Genomic DNA, 22,944 nt, shown 5'->3' on the forward strand with positions numbered 1-22,944 from the left:
TTATGAATACTCAAACAAAATCAATGTTCAAGGCAGCTGCCCTTTCAGCCATGGTTGTGTTTTCTAGCCAAGTCGTGGCTTCACCAGAGCGAGGATTGGAAATAGCGACTGAGCGTAAAGCACGCGATGAAGGTTGGGGTGATTCGGTTGCCACAATGAAGATGATTCTAAAGAACGCTCAGGGTGAAAGCAGTACTCGTGAAATGCGCTTAAAGTCTTTCGAAATTGACGGTGATGGTGATAAAGGTCTTACCATCTTCGATCAGCCACGAGATGTGAAGGGGACTGCGTTTCTTAACCATTCACATAGTATTGAGGCCGATGATCAATGGCTGTATTTACCTGCGTTGAAGCGTGTTAAACGTATCTCTTCACGCAATAAGTCCGGGCCTTTTATGGGCAGCGAATTCGCCTATGAGGATTTAAGCTCTTTTGAACTGGAGAAGTACACCTTCAACTATTTAGGCGATAAAGAGGTTAATGGCACACCAACTTATCTGCTAGAGCAGATCCCAACAGATAAGAACTCTGGTTATACCAAGCAACTTGTCTGGCTAGATAAGGAGCATTATCGCCCGCTGAAGGTTGAGTTCTATGATCGCAAAGGCGCGCTGCTAAAAACACTGCAGTTTGATGAATACAAACAGTACCTCAGTCAGTACTGGCGCGCACATTCTATGGCAATGGTGAATCACCAAACAGGCAAAAGCACCACGCTGACCACGAGCGATCTCGATTTCCAAACTGGATTGAGAGAAAAGGATTTTGAAAAGAATGTTCTTAAGCGTGTGAAGTAAGAGGCGATATGAAGGATCTATTAAGTACAGCTGGCAGACTTTCTGCCAGCGCCATATTGACCTTATTTGCGTTACATTGTCACGCTTTTGAGTTCGCAGGACAAGCTAATGTAGAGCATAGGCAGTTTTTCTCAGACGGTGAGCAGGGGCAGGGAAAAGGTCAGAGTTCTCTGGTTCTACAGCCTGAGTTTTACTGGCAGTTGGGAGAGAGCGCCGATTTTACCTTTACGCCTTTTTACCGTTTTGACAGTTTAGATGATGAAAGAACCCATGGCGATATCCGTGAAGCTCTCTATCTAAACTATTGGGATGACTATGAAATTAGGGTAGGTATTGGCAAGGTATTTTGGGGAGTGACTGAATCTGCCCATTTGGTCGATGTTGTTAATCAAACTGACGCTATTGAAGCGGTTGATGGCGAAGATAAGCTCGGCCAACCTATGATTCATTTTACCTCGATCAAAGAGTGGGGAACCATAGACGCCATGGTGTTACCTTACTTTAGAGAGCGCACTTTTTCGGGCAAGGATGGTCGATTACGTCCTACGATGCCGGTATCTAAAGCCGCCACCTATGAATCCTCACGGGAAGAAAAGCATGTCGATTTTGCGCTGAGATATTCGCAGATGTACGGTGATTGGGATGTCGGATTGAGCTATTTCCAAGGTACTAATCGTGATCCCTATTTTCGTTTGGCTGGTGGTGAAGTGAAGCCATACTATGCGCAGGCGAAACAGCTTGGTCTCGATGTACAAGGCATTGTGGGCGATTGGCTGTGGAAACTTGAAACTATCTACCGAGACAGCTTCGATCACCATACCGGGCTCGTGTCTGGCTTTGAATACACGATTGTTGGCGTGTTTGATACGGTTTGGGATCTTGGTTTGATTGCCGAGTATCTTTACGATAGCCGCGGCAATAATGCTCAAACCATCGGACAAAACGACATCTTTGCAGGAACGCGTTTGGCACTCAATGACGAAGACAGCACTGAGATTCTTTTGGGCGTCACCCAGGATCTCGATAACAGTGATGTCTACAGCGCGAAGTTGGAAGCTTCAAGTCGACTTACCAATCACTTATCTTGGACTGTTGATGCTTGGCTGTTTGAAAACGAAACGCCAAGCGACTTGCTCTATTTTGCGCGTAAAGATGACTTTATCCAGATGTCTTTAGAATATTATTTCTGACATGAATGTAATCAAAGATGTTTTTGGATAATTTAAACTAGGGAGCAAATATGCTCCCTTTTTAGCGATACTCATTGTTCATAAAACCGACATACCGTTAGTGGCTTATTCTGACTTGGTATAAGTCTTTGATAACCAAGAAATAAAATAAAACATGCAGTTTTGGAGGCGTAAGTCTGCATGTTTTAATGGTGGTTATTAATGATACATTTGTTACCTGAATGTATTGAATTTTGGAAATAAATCTCATTATCGAGTGATGGGTCACATTTTTCGAAATTCTGGTAGTTGCTGAATGAGGTATCGCTCTTGGTTGGACAATTTAAATTAATCACAGAAACCTATGTCGTTATTGGCTTAGATGGTCGTATCAAAATTGTAGATTCGATGGATGAAATACTGTCGGGTGAAGTGATTATTGACACTCTGGAAAATGAAATCCAACCAGAACAAATCTATGTTTTAAATGAACTTGGGCATCCTCAGCCTGAACCGGATGCAGCAAAGCAAGTTGCTCAATTGCTCGAAGCACTTGAGAATGGTGTGGATCCTAGCGAGTTGGGAGATGAGTTTGCAACGGCTGCTGGTGGCGCAGGTGGTTCAAGCCTCACTGAGTCAGGAACTATTGAAAGAATAGGGGCTGAAGTTCTTGCTAGCACTTACTTTGAAACAGCTGGCTTTAGTTCAGAGCAAAGTACCACGTTGTTCAATCTTTTCCGCAATTCGCAAACCGATATTGCGCAGATTCGAGCGATAATTGCTGGGGATGACTCTGGGTCAGTCCAAGAGGATACTGTTCTTGAAACTAGTGGCCAGTTGTCCATCAGTGATTCCAACACAGGTGAAGCTTTTTTTCAGCCACAGACAAATGTACAAGATGGCAATTGGGGCAGCTTTTCGGTTGATGTGAATGGCAATTGGAGTTATCAACTCAACAATGATCATCCAGATGTTCAGGCCTTAAATACAGACAGCGAGCCAGTTACCCGTATTTTAACCGTCACATCAGTTGATGGAACAACTCACCAAGTCGAAATCACCATCACAGGCACCAATGACGCCGCGCAAATCAGCGGCGATAATAAAGGCGCAGTCACGGAAGGTGACGGCAATGTGATCCTTGAAGATAAAGGCACACTGACGTCTGTCGATGTGGATGGCAACAACGCGAACGACACCTTTAAAACTGAAGTAACGCCAAACAACCACTCAAGTGAAGGGGCGCCACTGGGCAGCCTGACCATCACTGAAGGCGGTGAGTGGACGTACAACGTCGACAACAGCAAAGTGGAATACTTAGGTGAGGGTCAGACTCGCATTGAAACCTTTACCGTATACTCGCAAGACGGCACACCACACCAAGTTGAAATCACCATCACAGGCACCAATGACGCCGCGCAAATCAGCGGCGATGATAAAGGCGCAGTCACGGAAGGCGATGGCAATGTGATCCTTGAAGATAAGGGCACACTGACGTCCGTCGATGTGGACGGCAACAACGCCAACGACACCTTTAAAACTGAGGTAACGCCAAACAACCACCCAAGTGAAGGGGCACCACTGGGCAACCTGACCATCACTGAAGGTGGTGAGTGGACGTACAACGTCGACAACAGCAAAGTGGAATACTTAGGTGAAGGTCAGACTCGCATTGAAACCTTTACCGTGTACTCGCAAGACGGCACACCACACCAAGTTGAAATCACCATTACGGGCACCAATGACGCCGCGCAAATCAGCGGCGATGATAAAGGTGCAGTGACGGAAGGCGATGGCAATGTGAACCTTGAAGATAAGGGCACACTGACGTCTGTCGATGTGGACGGCAACAACGCCAACGACACCTTTAAAACCGACGTGACGCCAACCACCCACCCAAGTGAAGGGGTACCACTGGGCAGCCTGACCATCACTCAAGGCGGTGAGTGGACGTATAACGTCGACAACAGCAAAGTGGAATACCTAGGTGAAGGTCAGACTCGCATTGAAACCTTCACTGTGTACTCGCAAGACGGCACACCACACCAAGTTGAAATCACCATCACAGGCACCAATGACGCTGCGCAAATCAGCGGTGATGATAAAGGCGCAGTGACGGAAGGTGACGGTAATGTGATCCTCGAAGATAAAGGCACACTGACGTCTGTCGATGTAGACGGCAACAACGCCAACGACACCTTTAAAACTGAGGTGACACCCAACAACCACCCAAGTGAAGGGGCGCCACTGGGCGGCCTGACCATCACTGAAGGCGGTGAGTGGACGTACAACGTTGACAACAGCAAAGTGGAATACTTAGGTGAGGGTCAGACACGCGTTGAAACCTTCACTGTGTACTCGCAAGACGGCACACCGCATCAAGTTGAAATCACCATCACGGGCACTAATGATGCGGCGCAAATCAGCGGCGATGATAAAGGCGCAGTGACGGAAGGTGGCGGCAATGTGATCCTTGAAGATAAAGGCACACTGACGTCTGTCGATGTGGATGGCAACAACGCCAACGACACCTTTAAAACTGAGGTGACGCCAACCACCCACCCAAGTGAAGGGGCGCCACTGGGCAGCCTGACCATCACTGAAGGCGGTGAGTGGACGTACAACGTCGACAACAGCAAAGTGGAATACTTAGGTGAGGGTCAGACTCGCGTTGAAACCTTTACCGTGTACTCGCAAGACGGCACACCACACCAAGTTGAAATCACCATTACAGGCACTAATGACGCCGCGCAAATCAGCGGCGATGATAAAGGCGCAGTAACGGAAGGTGACGGCAATGTGATCCTTGAAGATAAAGGCACACTGACGTCTGTTGATGTGGACGGCAACAACGCCAACGACACCTTTAAAACTGAGGTGACACCTAACAACCACCCAAGTGAAGGGGCGCCACTGGGCGGCCTGACCATCACTGAAGGCGGAGAGTGGACGTACAACGTTGACAACAGCAAAGTGGAATACCTAGGGGAAGGTCAGACTCGCGTAGAAACCTTTACTGTGTACTCGCAAGACGGCACACCGCATCAAGTTGAAATCACCATTACAGGCACCAATGACGCCGCGCAAATCAGCGGCGATGATAAAGGCGCAGTGACGGAAGGCGATGGCAATGTGGTCCTTGAAGATAAGGGCACACTGACGTCTGTCGATGTGGACGGCAACAACGCCAACGACACCTTTAAAACTGACGTGACTGCCGTTAACCACCCAAGTGAAGGGGCGCCACTGGGCAGCCTGACCATCACTGACGGCGGTGAGTGGACGTACAACGTCGACAACAGCAAAGTGGAATACCTAGGTGAAGGTCAGACTCGCATTGAAACCTTTACCGTGTACTCGCAAGACGGCACACCGCATCAAGTTGAAATCACCATCACAGGCACCAATGACGCCGCGCAAATCAGCGGCGATGATAAAGGTGCAGTGACGGAAGGCGATGGCAATGTGGTCCTTGAAGATAAAGGCACACTGACGTCTGTCGATGTGGACGGCAACAACGCCAACGACACCTTTAAAACCGACGTGACGCCAACCACCCACCCAAGTGAAGGGGCACCACTCGGCAGCCTGACCATCACTGAAGGCGGTGAGTGGACGTATAACGTCGACAACAGTAAAGTGGAATACCTAGGTGAAGGTCAGACTCGCATTGAAACCTTCACTGTGTACTCGCAAGATGGCACACCACATCAAGTTGAAATCACCATCTCGGGCACCAATGACGCCGCGCAAATCAGCGGTGATGATAAAGGCGCAGTGACGGAAGGTGATGGCAATGTGATCCTTGAAGATAAGGGCACACTGACGTCTGTCGATGTGGACGGCAACAACGCGAACGACACCTTTAAAACCGACGTGACGCCAACCACCCACCCAAGTGAAGGGGCACCACTCGGCAGCCTGACCATCACTGAAGGCGGTGAGTGGACGTACAACGTTGACAACAGCAAAGTGGAATACTTAGGTGAGGGTCAGACACGCGTTGAAACCTTCACTGTGTACTCGCAAGACGGCACACCACACCAAGTTGAAATCACCATCACAGGCACCAATGACGCCGCGCAAATCAGCGGCGATGATAAAGGCGCAGTGACGGAAGGCGATGGCAATGTGATCCTTGAAGATAAGGGCACACTGACGTCTGTCGATGTGGACGGCAACAACGCCAACGACACCTTTAAAACTGAGGTAACGCCCAACAACCACCCAAGTGAAGGGGCGCCACTGGGCAGCCTGACCATCACTGAAGGCGGTGAGTGGACGTACAACGTCGACAACAGCAAAGTGGAATACTTAGGTGAAGGTCAGACTCGCGTTGAAACCTTCACTGTGTACTCGCAAGACGGCACACCACACCAAGTTGAAATCACCATCACGGGCACCAATGATGCGCCAGAGTTCATCAGTGGTAGCAACGACAGTCATGGACGTGACTCGCAAGGTAATATCGACGCAGATAGCTATCAGTTTAGTGTTGATGAAAACACCCCTACAGGTGTCATTGGCAAGGTTGAAGCGTTCGATATCGACCAAAACAGTCAGGTGACCTATCACCTAACGAATCACACAGACCTGTTTGAAATAAATACGGCTACTGGTGAAATCAGTGTTAAGAATGGTGTTACGTTCGATCATGAAACAATCGACAGTTACCAACTTGTGGTAGAAGCCCGCGACCAATTCAATGGAAAAGATACAGCTCAAGTTAAAGTGCTTATCAACGATCTTAACGAAGCGCCAATCGCTGAAGATGATAAGGGCATCGAAACGACGACCAAGACACTGGATCAGAACAATTGGGATGACAGTGCAGACATTAGTGTTGATTACTATGTGATTGATACTACTACAGGAAATAAAGTCGCTGATGCGTCTAAATCTGATTATACCGGTGATGGCGATCATAAGTACGGTGTGAGTTCTTCACTCGATAAAGGTTCAGACCGAGTCCAAGATGGACAGATAGGTTACGATGATGTCACTGGCCAAAGCGAAGCAATGCGTTTTTCATTTGCCAATGGACAAGTGTCTAATCACGCCGAAGTTGAGGTGAAGAACCTTTGGACTGACACCAAAAATGGTAGTTGGGAGCCTGGTATTGAACGTGGAGTCTGGAAGGCATACTACAAAGGTGAACTAGTCGCGACTGGTGTCTTTGAAGGTACTCGCGGAGGCAGTCAAGTCGTTAGCATTGACGCAGATGGTCGCTATTTTGACAGTATTGAGATGTCGACGATCAGCTACAAAGACGGTGTTGTTGATCCAAAAGGGTCTGAGTATTTCGTTACTCAAGTTAGCGCAGACCTGACTACTTTTGACGATAGTTACCAAACCAGTGGCTCAGGTACGTTAGAGCTAGATGTTTTGGCAAATGATCATGATCCTGATGGTGATGATTTGACGATTGTCGATTATCCAAAAGAAGACTTCTTAACTCTTAAAGACGGGAAGTTGGTGTTTGACGCTGCGAAATATCTTGAATCTTTACCGGCAAACGAACGTATCATCAAAACTGGTGAAGTGAAGGAATACACCTTTAAGTACACCATCGAAGATGAAGACGGTTTAAAAGATACCGCTGAGGTTACTGTCAGCGTTATGGGTGAGCCAATGTCCTTAAATGACGCTCACGCTGAGTTAAATGAATCTGAATTAGGTTTAGAGACGGGAGCTCATGCAGAAGGAGATTTGGTAGCAGACCTTGGATCCGCGACTGATGCCGAATATCACTTTGAAGTAGATCAGCATTTGAGTGGCTTCACTAGTGGCGGTAAACCAGTGTCGTTTGAGGTGAGCGCAGACCAAACTACCCTAACCGGATATACAGGTGCTGGCTCAGATCGCGTTAAAGTGCTAGAAGCAACCATCGACGTTAACACGGGCCACTATTCTGTTGTTCAGCATTCTGCTCTAGATCATGCTGAACAAGGCGCAGATAAAATCGATATTTCTGCAAAAGTAGAGGTGAACGCAGGTGGTCAATCTGAGAGTGCCATTTTGCACCTAGATGTTACCGACTCGGTGCCTAGCTCAAATTCTGCCCACCACGTAATCAATGATGTCGCGCTGCAAAGCAACACCGTAGTAATAGCGCTTGATGCTTCACAGTCGATGAGTAATCAGGTATTGGATGCTGACGGACACTGGGTAACACGCTGGGAACTGGCAAGAGACTCCATCACTGCAATGTTTGAAAAGTACCAGGATGTCGGCGATGTACAGTTCAAAATTGCGGCTCACAGTGGTCTTCCTGATGGGCAGATTTCTGGTTGGCTAAGCTCAGTAGGAGACATTCGTCAGTTCTTCTTTGATGTTCAGCCATCAGCTTGGACACCTTATAGTCAAGCGATTGATCAAGTGCATGAAGTACTTACAGACCCAACGAGTCAGTCATTGCTAAACAGCACCAACACACAGCTTTACTTTATTTCTGATGGTGTCACGACAGATTTCGGCGGTTGGACAAATCAGTCGGGGGGATACGAAACCAAGGCTCGTGAAAGTCTAATGAAATGGAGTAGCGAAGATGATTTCTCCAGCCCAGAGCGATACCAGCAAGTTCGAGATGGTTTAGTAAAACCAACAACTGCTGAAGAAAAAATGATCCTCGAAAATGCCATGGAGAAGAGCATCGAGACGAGTGGGCAGACAATTGACAATATTTGGTCTGTAGGGATCGGTGCTGGGGCTGATTTGAAGTATTTGGAGCCGATAGCGACAGACAAGGGCTCAGCGATAGTAGTGGTCGATGACGCGCAGATAGAAGAACTACTGATCAAAACAGTATCTGGCCAACTACAGAGTGACTTGATTACTCATCATGGGGGCGAGGAGCAGTGGGTCGACACGATAGTCGTCGAAGGAGATACCTACCATTTCGATAAGCTAACCGGAGAAGTGACCAAGAGTGTAGCGGGCCACATAGAAACAGTATCCGAGAGTCCTTTAGTGAAAATTGACACGAGTCATGGTCATCTTACAGTTAACTTTGAAAATGGACGTTATGACTACAAAGCGAATAATGTAGATGGTCATCAACAAGATAAGTTTATCGCTAGAGTCGTAGATGCAGACGGTGATGTCGCTGAGAGCCAAATTACTATCGATGTTCAAGATACGTCACAGCCGGATTCGTCGCGCAACATAGTCCAAGGTGATAGCCAAGCGAATACCTTGAATGGTACGGATGGTAACGACGCGCTAGTCGGGTATGATGGAGCTGACACATTAAATGGTGGTGCAGGCGATGATATCCTTATCGGTGGTCTAGATAACGATGTACTTCTCGGCGGTTTAGGAAGTGATATCTTAACGGGTGGGGCAGGAAATGATGTGTTTGCTTTTTCTTCAGAATCACTAAATATGACAGCCGACCAAGATATTATTAAAGACTTCCATTTGAACGAAGATAAGCTTGATTTTACCGATGTTTTGGCACCATTAGGTGATGAAGATAAGGATATGGAAAATCTGCTAAATCATCTAACGGCTAGCTTCGATGCAGACAAAGAGACATTAAATATTGACCTCACGGCAGATGATGGGAAATCAGTATCTATCGCTTTAGAACAGTTCGATATGTCAGGCCTCGATTTATCAGTGTCGGCGAGCTCTCATGAGATTGTAGAGCAATTGTTCCAGCATCAAGCTTTCAAAGTAGACTAACACTAAAGAATAAGGGGGCTGATCTAGCTCCCTTTTTGCGTTTTTTCTCCTTATCGTGCAAATAAATCCGTGTAGACTCATTATTAATATGGATATTATAAATGTTTCTCTCATTGTGATAGAGCAGTGTATTGGGCTAAGGAAAGAGGCAAATGAAGTCATTCGAGTGGGATAAATGCTACGAAACAGGTCTTGATGAAGTCGATGAGCAGCATCAATACCTCGTTGAGGTGATTAATCGCTACGGAGATTTAATCGCGCAAAACAGTATTTCTCTTCAAGATATTAGAATGGCTCTGTTTGAGCTTTCTCGATACGCTGAGTTTCATTTCAAGGAAGAAGAAAACCTGATGCGAAGCGTTGGTGTTTTCGATAAACACATCGAAGAGCACATTAAAGTGCATCGAGCCTTTATGGCTGACATCATCAGCATGCAATCCTTTATTAGTGAAGACAATAAGAAAACGTCGGAACATCTGCTCAACTTTCTTATCCACTGGCTGGCCTACCATATTTTGGGTATAGACCAGAATATGTCGCGTCAAGTCAAACAAATTGAGTCCGGTATTGACCCTAAAGTCGCGTGGGAAAACGAAGAGAAGCAACAAGACAGCTCTACTGAACCCTTACTTAAAGCGCTCAATGGCTTATTTGAACAGGTGTCTGAAAGGAATAAAGAGCTTTTAGAGCTTAACCAACATCTTGAAGACAAAGTTGAGGAAAGAACCAAGCAGCTCTCTAAAGCGAATAAACAACTAGAAGAGCTATCTCTAACCGATTCATTGACAAAACTACCCAACAGACGCTGTGCAATCCGCAAACTTAAAGCGTATTGGCAAGAGTCGACCCATAACAACGAACCGCTCGTTTGTATTATGATTGATGTCGATTACTTTAAGCAAGTTAACGACAGTGCCGGCCATGATGCGGGAGACAGGCTCTTAACAGAGCTTTCTCAGACGCTTGCAGACTCGTTCAGAAGTGACGACCTAGTTTGCCGACTAGGGGGCGATGAGTTTTTTGTCATTTGCCCGAACACCGACACACAAGGCGGCGTTCATATTGCAGAGCTGACTCGTCATAAGGTCAATCAAATGCTTGTCCCAGTGGGAGAGAGCGTATGGCGAGGCAGTATTAGTGTTGGGGTAGCCCAGCGCACAGAAGCCATGACGGACTACAACGATTTGATCAAAGCAGCAGACGAAGCGGTATACCAATCTAAGTCTGAAGGTCGGAATAAAGTTAACGCCGCCCATTCAGAGCTTTTACGGCCTAACTATCAAAGTGCACTTTAATTAAGCGAAAGCACTGTTGTCGAAACCACCTGTGCGCGGGATCATTATGATGTTTCTCGTGCCACAACAAATAATAATGATGCTCTGGAAGTTGAAAAGGCAGCGCTACTGTTTGCAACCCATACTGTTGGCACAACGCTGCTGCAATATGGCTCGGGACAGTCATAATATTGCTACTAACTTCCAATAGCTGAGCAGCACTCTGCAAATCAGGCATTACCGCAGAGATGACTCTTTGATGTTCGCGTTTCTTAAACACGCCATCTACCTCGCGGGTCTTGTCACCTAATCCACTCACCTGAATATGTTTCGCTGCAAAATACTCGTGTAAAGACAGCATTTTACTTTGTCCTAAGCTCTGCTTTGACCCGATTACAACATAATGGTCACTGGCGATACGTTTGCCATGAATATGATTGGGTACATCAACCGCCATTGTGGCAACGACATCAAAAGAGCTAGTGGCAAGCGCCTCTAGCTGTCCGTTGTCGATTATCGAACCTAGAATAGAAGAGTTCGGACAGTCTGTAGCGACAAGCTTCGCGATCTCAGGGAGTGATGCGCCTGAGACAAACGAGTCAAACCCAATGTGAAAGCGCCGTTCAATGTCTTCGAGCTTAAAATCTGAATGTTGATAAAGCGCATCCATCTGTTTCAGTAGGTTAGGCAAGGTCTGTTTTAACTCTTGCGCTCTATTGGTTAGCACAAACTCCTTTCCGTCTCGAACTAAAATGGGATCGCCAAAAGCATCTCGTATTTGACCGAGTGTTCGACTCATTGCCGGTTGAGTTACATTCAGCTTTTTAGCCGCTTCAGTAAGGCTCTGTGTTTGAAGCAGAGCATTTAAAGCGGGCAGGAGTTTGTAGTTATTCATCAATTACAGCTCTTTTAGCATCCAGACATCGCAACTGTTGTGCTCAGTGCCTTCCAGTGGCTGGGATAAGTGCTCAAACCCAAACGTTTCATACATTCGCACCGCAGCATTCATATTGGATAAGGTGTCGAGATAGCAAGATTCGAACCCTTGTTCACGAGCAAAATCGAGACAAGCAGACACGAGCTTTCTACCCAAACCGAGCCCTCTGCTATCCGGCAGAAGGAACAGCTTCTTTAGCTCGCAGACTTTGTCACTACTTGAAAATGGGGCGAGCCCGCATCCGCCGACTATTTTTCCGTCTAGTTTAGCGACAAGATAGAGTGACTTATTCTCAAGGGTATAGTGCTGGCTCATGTTGCTCACTTCTGCATCTGAAGGACCATAACCCTCACCAACAGCGCCAAATTCTGCGCCAACCTTCTGAATAATTTCGCATATTGCTTGGTTGTGCTCAGGAAGAATAGGAGTGATTGTTAGATTCATGTTTACCTCAATTGCTTTCTTAACTCTGTTGAAAGCCAATTTATCGCTATTGATGAATGAATAAAAATTATTTTAGATTATGTTAATAATAACAAAAAGTGATGTCTTTGCGGCAAGTATCAAAGTGGTTAGCCAATTTAGATGCTTGATAAGTGTCCAACAGGCGATTCTAAGGATATTTCAGTTTGGCTTTGAACGTTGCTTTCGTTACTATGTACAGCTACTTGAAAATACCGAAATTCCCTTCCGGGAAACCTTATGGAAACTACCAAAAGGTAGATGAGGAAACGATGCAACATCTAGAAGAGATCATTGCTAACGCGAATGCAGCAATTGAAGCTGCAGATTCGTTAGTCGCACTTGATGAAGTGCGTGTTCAGTATCTAGGCAAAAAAGGTGAGCTAACAGCTCAACTTCAAAGCCTAGGTAAACTACCACCAGAAGAGCGCCGTGAAGCTGGTCAAGAGATCAACAAAGCGAAAGGCGTTGTTCAACAAGCGATCGCAGCTCGTAAAGACGCACTACAACGTGCAGAGCTTGAAGCGAAGCTTGCAGCAGAAACAATCGACGTGACTCTACCGGGTCGTCGTATCGAGAACGGTGGTCTACACCCTGTGACTCGTACTGTTGAGCGTATTGAACAGTTCTTTGGTGAGCTAGGCTTTAACACTGAGTCTGGTCCTGAGATTGAAGATGCATTCCATAACTTTGATGCACTAAACATCGCAGAAGATCACCCAGCGCGTACTGACCACGACACGTTCTTCTTTAACCCAGATCTAATGCTACGTACTCACACGTCTGGCGTTCAGATCCGTACTATGGAAAATGGTAAACCACCATTCCGCTTCATCGCACCGGGCCGTGTTTACCGTAACGACTACGACCAAACGCACACGCCAATGTTCCACCAAGTGGAAGGCATGCTAGTAGACGAGAACGTAAACTTCGCACAGCTTAAAGGCATTCTGCACGACTTCCTATGCAACTTCTTTGAAGAAGAAGTGGAAGTGCGTTTCCGTCCTTCTTACTTCCCATTCACTGAGCCTTCAGCAGAAGTAGATGTGAAAGGTAAGAACGGTAAATGGCTTGAAGTTCTAGGTTGTGGCATGGTTCACCCTAACGTACTTCGCAGCGTTGGCATCGATCCTGAGAAATACTCTGGCTTCGCATTTGGTATGGGCGTTGAGCGTCTGACTATGCTTCGTTACGGCGTAAACGATCTTCGTGCGTTCTTCGAGAACGACCTTCGTTTCCTAAAACAGTTCAAGTAATCCAGGGGATACATCACTATGAAATTTAGCGAATCTTGGCTTCGTGAGTGGGTAAACCCTGCGGTATCGACTGACGAACTTACACACCAAATCACAATGGCGGGTCTAGAAGTAGACGATGTACTACCTGTTGCTGGTTCTTTCACTGGCGTTAAAGTAGGTAAAGTGGTTGAGTGTGGTCAACACCCAGACGCTGACAAACTACGTGTAACTAAAGTAGATGTTGGCGCTGAAGAACTTCTAGACATCGTTTGTGGCGCATCTAACTGTCGCCTAGGTATCAAAGTTGCGGTTGCGACTGTTGGTGCTGCTCTACCAGGCGATTTCAAAATCAAAAAAGCAAAACTACGTGGTCAACCATCACACGGCATGCTGTGTTCATTCTCTGAACTAGGTATCGACGTTGAATCTGATGGCATCATGGAGCTAGCAGAAGACGCAGTTATCGGTACTGATTTCCGCGAATTCCTAGGTCTTGACGACGTAACAGTAGACGTAGACCTAACGGCTAACCGCGCGGACTGTTTCAGCATCCGTGGTATGGCGCGTGAAGTTGGCGTTCTAAACCGTGCTGACGTAACTGAGCCTGCGGTTAACCCAGTAGCACCAGCTATCGACGACACAGTTTCTATCGAAGTGAAAGCGACTGCAGCATGTCCACGTTACCTTGGCCGTGTGGTTAAGAACGTAAACGTTCAAGCTGAAACACCACTTTGGATGCAAGAGAAACTGCGCCGCTGTGGTATTCGCTCTATCGACCCAGTAGTTGATATCACTAACTTTGTTCTTTTAGAGCAAGGCCAGCCAATGCACGCATTCGATCTTGCTAAGATTGAAGGTGGTATCGTGGTTCGTATGGCAGAGCAGGGCGAGAAGCTAACTCTTCTAGACGGCAACGAAGCTGAGCTAAATGCTGATACTCTAGTAGTAGCAGACCACAACAAAGCACTTGCTATCGCAGGTATCTTTGGTGGTGAAGAGTCTGGTGTAACGACTGAAACTAAAGACGTACTACTTGAGTGTGCGTTCTTCGCACCAGACCACATCCGTGGTCGCGCACGTAGCTACGGTCTACATACAGATTCTTCAATGCGTTTTGAGCGTGGTGTCGATTTCGCACTACAAACAAGCGCAATGGAGCGTGCAACAGAACTTCTTGTTGAGATCTGTGGCGGTGAAGTAGCGCCTGTTGTTGCAGTAGAGTCAGAAGCTGACCTACCAAAAGCAAACACAGTATCACTACGTCGCACTAAGCTAGATAGCCTACTAGGTCACCACATTGCAGACAGCGATGTTGTTGAGATCCTAGAGCGTCTTGGCCTAACTGTAGAGACTACAGACGCAGGTTGGACAGCAACAGCACCGACATGGCGTTTTGATATCGCAATCGAGCAAGACCTAATTGAAGAAGTAGGTCGTATCTACGGTTACGATAACATTCCTAACCAAAACCCAGCGGCAGCACTTAAGATGCACGACCACGTTGAAGCGAACATTCCGCTAAAACGCGTTCGTAACCTACTTGTTGACCGTGGTTACCAAGAAGCGATCACTTACAGCTTCGTTGAGCCAGAGCAGCAAAAACTTGTTGTTCCAGGTGTTGAGCCGCTAATCCTGCCATTCCCAATCTCTGCGGATATGTCAGCAATGCGCCTAGGCCTAATCCAAGGTCTACTAAACACTGTTGTTCACAACCAGAAACGTCAACAGCCACGTGTTCGTCTATTCGAATACGGCCTACGTTTCATCCCATGTGAGTCTGCTGAAAACGGTATGCGCCAAGAGCCTATGCTTGCAGGTGTTATCGCAGGTACTCGCAGCGAAGAGCACTGGGACATCGAAACCAACACGGTTGATTTCTTTGACCTGAAAGGCGATCTAGAAGCGGTTCTTGAGCTAACAGCTAACGAAGTAGCTTACTCTTTCGCAGCGCTTTCTGCTGAAGATAAAGCAGCGAATCCAGCGCTTCACCCAGGTCAATCTGCAGCTATCGTCGTTGATGGCAAGCAGGTAGGTGTGATTGGTACAGTTCACCCAGAACTTGAGCGTAAGTTTGGTCTAAACGGCCGTACTATCGTATTCGAAGTTGAGTGGTCTGCAATCAGCACTAAAGTGATCCCTGAAGCAGTACAGCTTTCTAAGTTCCCATCAAACCGTCGTGACATCGCGGTCGTTGTTGATGAAGCAGTTGCTTCTGGCGACATCGTTGCAGCATGTCTAGAGCAAGGTGGTGAGTTCCTGAAAGACGCGAAACTATTCGACGTTTACGTTGGTAAAGGCGTTGAAGAAGGTAAGAAGAGCCTAGCTATCGCGCTAACACTACAGTCAGTTGAGCGTACGCTTGAAGATGCAGACATCGCTGGCGCGGTTGACGCTATCGTTGCTCACGTATCTGAGAAGTTCGGTGCGTCGCTACGTGATTAATCATTTCTGATTAGATAGAAAACCAAAGGCCTCGCATTGCGAGGCCTTTTTGTTTGGGGCAAATAAGGAGTAGGGTGATAACTCATTATTGGACAAATTAGATGGCCAATATCACTCATCCACTACAGTTTATAGATATTCCAAAGACGAACACTCTTTCACTCTAGCTACTTTCCAGCCCTTAGCTTTTAGTTCCTGAAAGTCATCTTCTGTCCAAGAAAGGGTACTTCCTCTAAAGCCATTATGGGACTCAGGAATCGCGACACAAATCAAATGCGTAGGGCGAGTTAAGCCTACGTATAGAGTGTTTAACCAACTTTTTTGCTGAGTGGTTGCTTCTGATGTGAGTTTTGAACCAAGAAAGAATGGTTTGAGCTGGCCTAAAATAGGTCCTCTATTTGTACAATCTAACAATAATGTGGCCGTATGGGTTTGTCCTTTAACAGAGTGGATAGTACCTAATTTAAAATCTAACTTTTTCCTTGATGGCAGAAGCTCATGTCTATAGATGTTGGTTCTATCAACGTCTCCAGTATCACTGCTCTGAGGGGGGACATCTTCACCTTTCCATGTTAGGAACTCGAAAGAAGAGTCAACTTCTTCTATCCCTAATAGCGATTGAATAACATCAGTCGCAATTGAGATAATGGCAGGCCATTCCGTTTCAGTTATACCCGCATTATTTGTAAGTGTGTCAACAACTTTATTCGAAAAATCTTTTGCACACTTGTCATTGATCTCTCTAACGATCGCTCTGTACTTGTTAGGAGCTGATTTAATCTTTGCGTAACGAGTCCCTTTGGTCTGTTCACTATCAACACTTACCAAATAGCACCCTTTTAAGATACCTTCCGATACTTTTTCGAGACCAGAACTTAAGCATTTAGTCTCTCTAACCAAATATCGGGCATGACGGAAGTAACTAATCAGAGCTTTATGTTGCTGATAATCTTTCGTCATCTTGTCCGCTATATAAGGGGTAAAGTAATCTCTAATCGTTCTAGCGTAGTTACCTTCAGAAACTTCTGTATCTTTTTCTTTCTGTATATGAGAACAAATTCTGAATTTTGCTAGGTCAAGGTCAAGCTCTTCCATCTCCTTAGCAACAAGTTCTGCGAATGCCGGAATCACAGCCATTCTTGAGTCCTCATTGAATACCAAGATACAATGCCCTCTTCCCCCCTTATCATCCTGTCTTACTCCTTGCATCATAGGGCTAAGAGGGTGAGTTTCGAACTTACATGCTATATCAGACACACTCATATCAAATCGATGACTCACTGGAAGTGAGAGCCTTTCAATATCAGATGATGGGTATGGATCTATTCCATCCGCAGCCATTGGTGGTTCAAATGTATAAATTGTTTGATTTGCATCACCAAATCGTTGTCTTGTAACCGGTTCGAGATCATCAATGTAGGACATGAATAACTCGTATAAAATAAGAGCTTGTGAGCTAGATGTATCTTGGGCTTCATCGATAAACAGCAATGGAAATCGTTTCCTAAGAATTTGGAATACATCACTCGAAGACTTCATAAGTGCTTTTGCATACACAAATAAATCACTGAAGCAAAATATCCCTTTATGAGCTACTTCCTTAATACACTCTTTCAGCAAGCTCTCCATTGGCTCTGGTAGATCAAGAGAATATTCTTTTCCGAAGTTAACTCGAATCAAGTTGTACGACTCATCGGTAATTTTCCAACTTGAAGGAATTCCATACCTCCGTTCTTCCAAAGATTTTGCTTCGTACTCCGCTAGCCATGCAGCAGCTTTTTGATGATCCGGAGTATGCTCTCCTTTAGTTGTGACTATGTTAGTCTTCTTCTCAACCTGCTTAGCTACTAGATAGTCTGCCACCTCACTATAATTATCCTTCTGAAGTGTTCTAAGTCGCTGAGAGCGACAAAAATCATCGTCAATATTAACAATCGCAATCCCCTTGGAGTTCAAATACGGCTTCGCTAAGAACTCACTGAAAAAACTGTGGATCGTCCCAATAAAATGGGGGCCACTTAGTAACTTTTGGCCCTCTTCAGTTTCCCCAAGTCTCTCCTGAATCTCCTCTCTAGCGGCATTAGTCATAGATAACACACAAATGCCATGTGTTTTTGAGTTCCAGTACCTAGCTAATAAAGCTAACTTTGCGACTAATACTGTAGTTTTCCCGCTCCCAGGGCATGCCTCTACATCTAAATCATCAAGCCTTTGCAGAACAAGCAACTGATGCTCGTCAAATCCATTGTTCAGCCCGAGAATACCTTCAACCCACTGGATATCATCATCCGTAAATGGATTAGCGTCTAAGTCTTGATTGCAGCTTAAAAGCTCTCGAATATTAGTCACTTTCGGTCTCCAAAAGCATTGATGGGATTACATGCTCAACTGCTTCTACCACTGCAATTGGAAGTAAATCCTTCCAATGTTCGATTCGATCCCTTTGTGTGTATCCATCACTTTCTAACTTTTGGTCCATCATTTCGAGCAACCGACCAAGGTGTTGCCCAGCCGCGGCTTTAGATGCTTTACCGCTAAGAACTAAACCAGCATGTTCGTTTTCAATATGAGTTGAAACGTTAACAGATGATAGAAATAGTTCATAAACCTTACCTGCCAAGACTTCACTTTCACTGTACGTCCCATTCAAGTACTCATAATAATCTTCGGCAACTGAAACTATTTTTTCATGATTAGATTGATCGTAGCGCTTGGATGGTTCGGCCTTGGCAAGGCAAGCAGCGATGGTAACTTCTTTCGCTAAACCATGAAATGCAAGCGAGTACTCTAATGTCCAAGGACTAGAGTAAAAACCATTAACAAAGTCCCCTTTATACTCCCTATTGGCACTGGTCACCTTAGATTGGTCGAAGGAGTTGAGCTCAAAGCCAGAAATAACATTTTGGGGCAATTGCGAGTTAAGAAGTTCAAAGTCAACCTGTTCACCTGCTTTTAAGGATGTGTTAAAGCTATCCCACAAGTCAGATAGTTCAGTTTTGTCTTTCACCGACTCCAGATTAAGTTCCCGTGCTGCTTGATAAGGAATTAAATCTAAATCGTGTAAACACGCCACTTTAATTCCAGGGTTTGGATACTCGCTTGTGCCCGAAAAAACATTAGCATAGCGACTAAGGCCAGTGTGACCTACGTTCACTATTGATACACCGTTTTCTGTAAAATCGAGACCTAGTATTTTCGCAACCGATGGTAATAAGAGGTTTTCTGCATCCCCCTCTACAATCATCAGACCCCTGCAGAAAAATAAATTCGACTTTGTCGCATCTATAAAACGTTCAAGAAATGTATAGTCACCGTCTGTACTACCTGCCATGCTAAGAGGTAACACCTTACCTTTATGTACCATTACCATACACTTTATCGGTAATTTAGACGCTAGAGTGGGACTGTGAGTTGACAATAAAACCTGTAGATGAATCTCGTGATCTTGCTTATGCTTGTTCACTTTATCTTGTAGATATTGAATTAACTTCAATTGTCTTTGAGGGTGTAAATGCGCCTCAGGCTCTTCGATTATCAATAATGCAAGTTCATCTTTAGACTCAGACAGTAATAGCATTTCACATGCTATATATAATAAATTATTCGAGCCAAGCCCACGCTTACCGCCAACGTTATCTAAAGCTATGCCTATTTTCTCAAGCATCTGCCTCTTTAACATTTCATCATCGGCGTTTGGACCAATCCCCAAATTTGCTTGAAGGTTATCACCCAACATTTGTAGGGGTTTTAGAAAGTTAACATTTAGTTCATTCGTGGTTGAATTTACAGCAGGATGACCTTCTAATAATTGGTTAACTAGTCGAGCAATACCAACGACTCCTAACTTCTCTACTACTTCGCCAAATTTATCTTCTGACACGGCAGAAATATCTAGTATCGATTCTCCTTCATCAATCGCTGATTGCCTTTTTAAGATCTTGGAAATTCTAGAGCTCCTTCCCGCGTCCATTTCTTTTTCAGCATCTCTCAACGGACGAAGGTAGGTTGAACGCAGTTTGTCCCTTGTTTCAATATCAATTTCTCTAAGACCATGGGAACCTGTCGGATTACCAGAAAATATAGTCGTGCGAACTTTATCGTTCTGTAGCACTGCTCGTAAAGTGACCTTCAAGATCACAGGATTCTCCGTATTCTCAGGCTGATAAGTGAGATATTCAGCAAAACTCACCCGCTCTGGAAGTGTTAAACCTAAGAAAGTAACCGCAATAGAAAGACTTTTAGATTGGTCTTTTGAGTCAGAGTAATGGAAATCATCAATACTAGGTCTGATACTCTCCTGATCTCTAGTACCTAAAAGCATGCGAATAGCATCGATGATAGCTGTTTTTCCCGCATCATTCTCGCCGACTAGAGTATTAAGCCCTAGCTGTAATGGCATGACCAATTTATCTTGCCCTGACCCGAAACATCTAAAGTTTTCTATACAAAGCTCACTTATAAACATAACAACTACTCATACTAAAAAATGAATGGATGTTACCATATATGCATTAGTAAGCATTGCACTTAATCACATTTTGGATTGACGTCTAAAATAAGCCTTTTGTTGCTTAAAGAGTACACTCACGAAGCTTCAGTCACACGCTTTCCCTGAATTTCAAAAAAACAATGTTCGCCACTCTTGATCCAATCAATGGAATAGCTCTTTGCTAAAGGAATATTAATATCTTTGCCACCAATCGGGGCTGTCAAATTTCTCGGTCAAAAAGAGGCATCTGGATAAATGTCATAAACCCAGCACCTTGTACTTTTACTTTTGAGATTAATAAGCCGATTCATGTCGTTTATCACTAGTTACATACGTTCTGAAATTCCCCCCACAGACACATATAGTAACTAAGTTATTGCCGACATTTTTAGAGAATATCGACCAACTTAGTGGGACGGCACTCCCTATGGTCTACCGATTCAGAAGCGAACAAGAAACACATTAAGGACTACAGCATTTACTACATTGGAAACTTAGGCCACTTCCCAATGCTTGAGCAACCACACCAGTTCTAACCGTCTGATAGAAACCAAAGGCCTCGCAATTGCGAGGCCTTAGTTATTGCAGATATAACCGAGAAGTTAAATACCCATTGGCTTCAACTCGCGTCTAACGGTTAGCGAAAGCTAGGGATAACCGCTGGTAGCCCTGGTAGAAGCCCAACTAACGCCATCACGCTGGTTAGCACCACAAACATAATGCTAGGCAACACCCAACGGCTCATTTTACTCAGTTCACCGCTACGTTCTTTACAACCGACTAAACCTAAGTTGTCTAACAGCATGGTTAGAGACCAACCAAATGCAGGGTTTACTAGCGCTGATGAAAATACGACGATCGCGGCAGATTGAGTGGTTTTTCCTTCGCGCGTCATTTCCATGCCAGCTTCTAGCAATGGGACGAATACACCAACGATTAGCGCAACACAAAGTACAGGTTGCCAGATAGCTAAATCCATCGGGTAGCCCCAAATTGCGGCGATGATGCAAAACAGAGCCGTTAGCAAAGCGCCAGCAGGAATAGGGCGTTTAGCAATTGCGGCTGGCACGATGTAAGTACCCCATGAAGAGGTAAAGTTAGTACCACCAAGCAAAGAACCAAACGTCTGACGAATAGAAGCCGTGGTCATGGTATCGTCAATGTTCATGTGCACTTTTTCCGTGCGTTCTGGGTAGCTGATTTTTTGGAACACTTGATGGCCTAAGAAATCTGGCGACCACATAGCCACAGCTAAAATAGCAAACGGCAATACCACCATGAAATGTTCAATTGTCGGTAGGCCTAACATCCAACCGGTATTTTCTCCCCACCAATACATAGGGTTAATATGAGGCAAACCAGGCTCGGTTTGGAAAGAAAACGGTGCGCCCATCGCAAAAGCTAACGTGCCACCCAGCAAGCAACTAAGAGGTACAGCTAGCCAACGCTTACGGAAATGTTCCAATAGTGCGTACAAAATAATGGTACAAAAGATCACGACGAAAGCAATGTGACTCATACCAATTCCTTCAGCCCAAGCGAATAGCTTTTTGACTTGAGAAACGGTCCCTACAAAGCCTAGGTAGAGTAATAAGCCGCCACACACACCTTTACTGGTGAGATTTGCCAACATGCTGCCACCTTTACTGATGGCCAGCAATAAGCCAAACGCGCCAATCAGCAAGCCAAAGGCCATCGGGTGCCCGCCAGCGGCAACAACAATAGGAATTAAAGGGATGAGTGGGCCGTGTGTACCTGCAAGGTTAGCGGTCGGCAATAGAAAGCCAGAGAAAAGAATAATGAAAACTGAAGCGATAAGTAATTCATAACGAACATTTTCTAGAATAAACCCTTCGTTTAGCCCTAGAGCTACGGCAAAGGTTGCTGCAATAGCGCCCACCATTACCACTTTACCAATGGTCGCCGCCATTGCTGGGATGGTGTCTTCAATCTCAAATCGATAATCTTTAAACGGCAAGTTTGGACGCCAGCGTTTAGGCGACATGATTTGCAATTCGTGCTCTAGATACTGCTCTCGGGACTCAAATTCAGAGCTTGGTTTGTGTTGTTGTTCATAACTGAGTTCATCCTCATTGGCTTGAGGCTTATCTGTTCTTATATGTGCGGACTCTAAAGTACTGCTCATTTTGATTCCTTTCGTTCACACTCTGAGGTGTGTTGTTCCAACAAACGTAATCTACTCCCGGTATTAAGAGGTAGCGGAGTAGTGAGTGATATTCGTTTCTCTACAAAGAATTCGATAAATCTCTATTGGGGGTAACTTGAGTTATTATTTAAAAGTGAAGATAACTGACTGAGAATAGGGTCGAAAACAAGCTTGAATATCATTGGTACTGTTGTAAAAGCCTGAGGTTCACAGTTAGCAATAAAGAACAAATCACCTTGCAAAATCGAATCGTTGAAGTTGTTAGTACCTTAAACCAAACTGA

At 45.3% G+C, this 22,944-nt stretch carries 11 protein-coding genes and 1 pseudogene; 7 read left to right on the forward strand and 5 right to left on the reverse strand.

Annotated features, from left to right (window positions below):
- Positions 1-2: 2 nt before the first annotated feature.
- The 4 genes from IX91_RS06200 to IX91_RS06215 all read left to right on the forward strand — a co-directional run bounded on the left by IX91_RS06200 (position 3) and on the right by IX91_RS06215 (position 10,947).
- The gene (locus IX91_RS06200; RefSeq protein ID WP_004743076.1) at positions 3-797 is read left to right on the forward strand and encodes an outer membrane lipoprotein-sorting protein; all 795 of its coding nucleotides are present in this window, start codon (positions 3-5) and stop codon (positions 795-797) included.
- Positions 798-805: 8 nt separating this feature from the next.
- Positions 806-1,987 (forward strand): hypothetical protein, encoded by a 1,182-nt coding sequence (locus IX91_RS06205; RefSeq protein ID WP_004743077.1) that lies wholly within the window; start codon positions 806-808, stop codon positions 1,985-1,987.
- Positions 1,988-2,296: 309 nt separating this feature from the next.
- A complete protein-coding gene (locus IX91_RS25750; protein ID WP_038550378.1) occupies positions 2,297-9,652 on the forward strand; it encodes a VCBS domain-containing protein in 7,356 nt (2,451 codons plus the stop codon).
- A 152-nt stretch (positions 9,653-9,804) separates the two neighbouring features.
- Complete coding sequence (locus IX91_RS06215; protein WP_004749165.1) at positions 9,805-10,947, forward strand: GGDEF domain-containing protein; 1,143 nt, start codon at positions 9,805-9,807, stop codon at positions 10,945-10,947.
- On the opposite strand, the gene IX91_RS06220 is transcribed toward IX91_RS06215, so the two are convergent.
- The gene (locus tag IX91_RS06220; RefSeq protein WP_004743398.1) at positions 10,925-11,821 is read right to left on the reverse strand and encodes a LysR family transcriptional regulator; all 897 of its coding nucleotides are present in this window, start codon (positions 11,819-11,821) and stop codon (positions 10,925-10,927) included. The two genes, IX91_RS06215 and IX91_RS06220, sit on opposite strands and share 23 nt — an antisense overlap.
- Positions 11,822-11,824: 3 nt before the next feature.
- Complete coding sequence (locus IX91_RS06225) at positions 11,825-12,307, reverse strand: GNAT family N-acetyltransferase (RefSeq protein ID WP_004743399.1); 483 nt, start codon at positions 12,305-12,307, stop codon at positions 11,825-11,827.
- A 290-nt stretch (positions 12,308-12,597) separates the two neighbouring features.
- Here IX91_RS06225 and pheS point away from each other — a divergent pair, with 290 nt between their 5' ends.
- Both pheS and pheT read left to right on the forward strand, forming a co-directional pair.
- Positions 12,598-13,581 carry a phenylalanine--tRNA ligase subunit alpha gene (pheS, locus tag IX91_RS06230; RefSeq protein ID WP_004413586.1) on the forward strand — a complete coding sequence of 328 codons (984 nt, stop codon included), beginning with the start codon at positions 12,598-12,600 and terminating at the stop codon, positions 13,579-13,581.
- 18 nt (positions 13,582-13,599) lie between these two features.
- Positions 13,600-16,005, forward strand: a complete 2,406-nt coding sequence (gene pheT / locus IX91_RS06235; RefSeq protein ID WP_004743400.1) for a phenylalanine--tRNA ligase subunit beta — start codon at positions 13,600-13,602, stop codon at positions 16,003-16,005.
- Between the two features lie 129 nt (positions 16,006-16,134).
- On the opposite strand, the gene IX91_RS06240 is transcribed toward pheT, so the two are convergent.
- Both IX91_RS06240 and IX91_RS06245 read right to left on the reverse strand, forming a co-directional pair.
- Complete coding sequence (locus IX91_RS06240) at positions 16,135-18,354, reverse strand: UvrD-helicase domain-containing protein (RefSeq protein WP_004743401.1); 2,220 nt, start codon at positions 18,352-18,354, stop codon at positions 16,135-16,137.
- On the reverse strand, positions 18,347-20,470 hold the full coding sequence (locus tag IX91_RS06245; RefSeq protein WP_004749166.1) for an ATP-dependent nuclease: 2,124 nt from the start codon (positions 20,468-20,470) through the stop codon (positions 18,347-18,349). Before IX91_RS06245 ends, IX91_RS06240 begins: the two co-directional genes overlap by 8 nt.
- A 449-nt stretch (positions 20,471-20,919) precedes the next feature.
- Between IX91_RS06245 and IX91_RS27020 the strand changes: the two are divergent.
- Positions 20,920-21,030, forward strand: a pseudogene (locus IX91_RS27020) (alpha/beta fold hydrolase); the annotation flags it as partial.
- Positions 21,031-21,131: 101 nt separating this feature from the next.
- On the opposite strand, the gene IX91_RS06250 reads toward IX91_RS27020, so the two are convergent.
- A complete protein-coding gene (locus IX91_RS06250; RefSeq protein WP_004743403.1) occupies positions 21,132-22,640 on the reverse strand; it encodes a DUF3360 domain-containing protein in 1,509 nt (502 codons plus the stop codon).
- Positions 22,641-22,944: the final 304 nt, after the last annotated feature.

Source organism: Vibrio tubiashii ATCC 19109 (genome assembly GCF_000772105.1).
GTDB lineage: Bacteria > Pseudomonadota > Gammaproteobacteria > Enterobacterales > Vibrionaceae > Vibrio > Vibrio tubiashii.

Bases quoted from the DNA above. Each gene is read 5' to 3' on its own strand.
- IX91_RS06245 (WP_004749166.1), bottom strand. From the start codon at position 20,470: ATGTTTATAAGTGAGCTTTGTATAGAAAACTTTAGATGTTTCGGGTCA.
- IX91_RS06205 (WP_004743077.1), top strand. From the start codon at position 806: ATGAAGGATCTATTAAGTACAGCTGGCAGACTTTCTGCCAGCGCCATA.
- IX91_RS06200 (WP_004743076.1), top strand. From the start codon at position 3: ATGAATACTCAAACAAAATCAATGTTCAAGGCAGCTGCCCTTTCAGCC.
- pheS (WP_004413586.1), top strand. From the start codon at position 12,598: ATGCAACATCTAGAAGAGATCATTGCTAACGCGAATGCAGCAATTGAA.
- IX91_RS06250 (WP_004743403.1), bottom strand. From the start codon at position 22,640: ATGAGCAGTACTTTAGAGTCCGCACATATAAGAACAGATAAGCCTCAA.
- pheT (WP_004743400.1), top strand. From the start codon at position 13,600: ATGAAATTTAGCGAATCTTGGCTTCGTGAGTGGGTAAACCCTGCGGTA.
- IX91_RS06225 (WP_004743399.1), bottom strand. From the start codon at position 12,307: ATGAATCTAACAATCACTCCTATTCTTCCTGAGCACAACCAAGCAATA.
- IX91_RS06220 (WP_004743398.1), bottom strand. From the start codon at position 11,821: ATGAATAACTACAAACTCCTGCCCGCTTTAAATGCTCTGCTTCAAACA.
- IX91_RS06215 (WP_004749165.1), top strand. From the start codon at position 9,805: ATGAAGTCATTCGAGTGGGATAAATGCTACGAAACAGGTCTTGATGAA.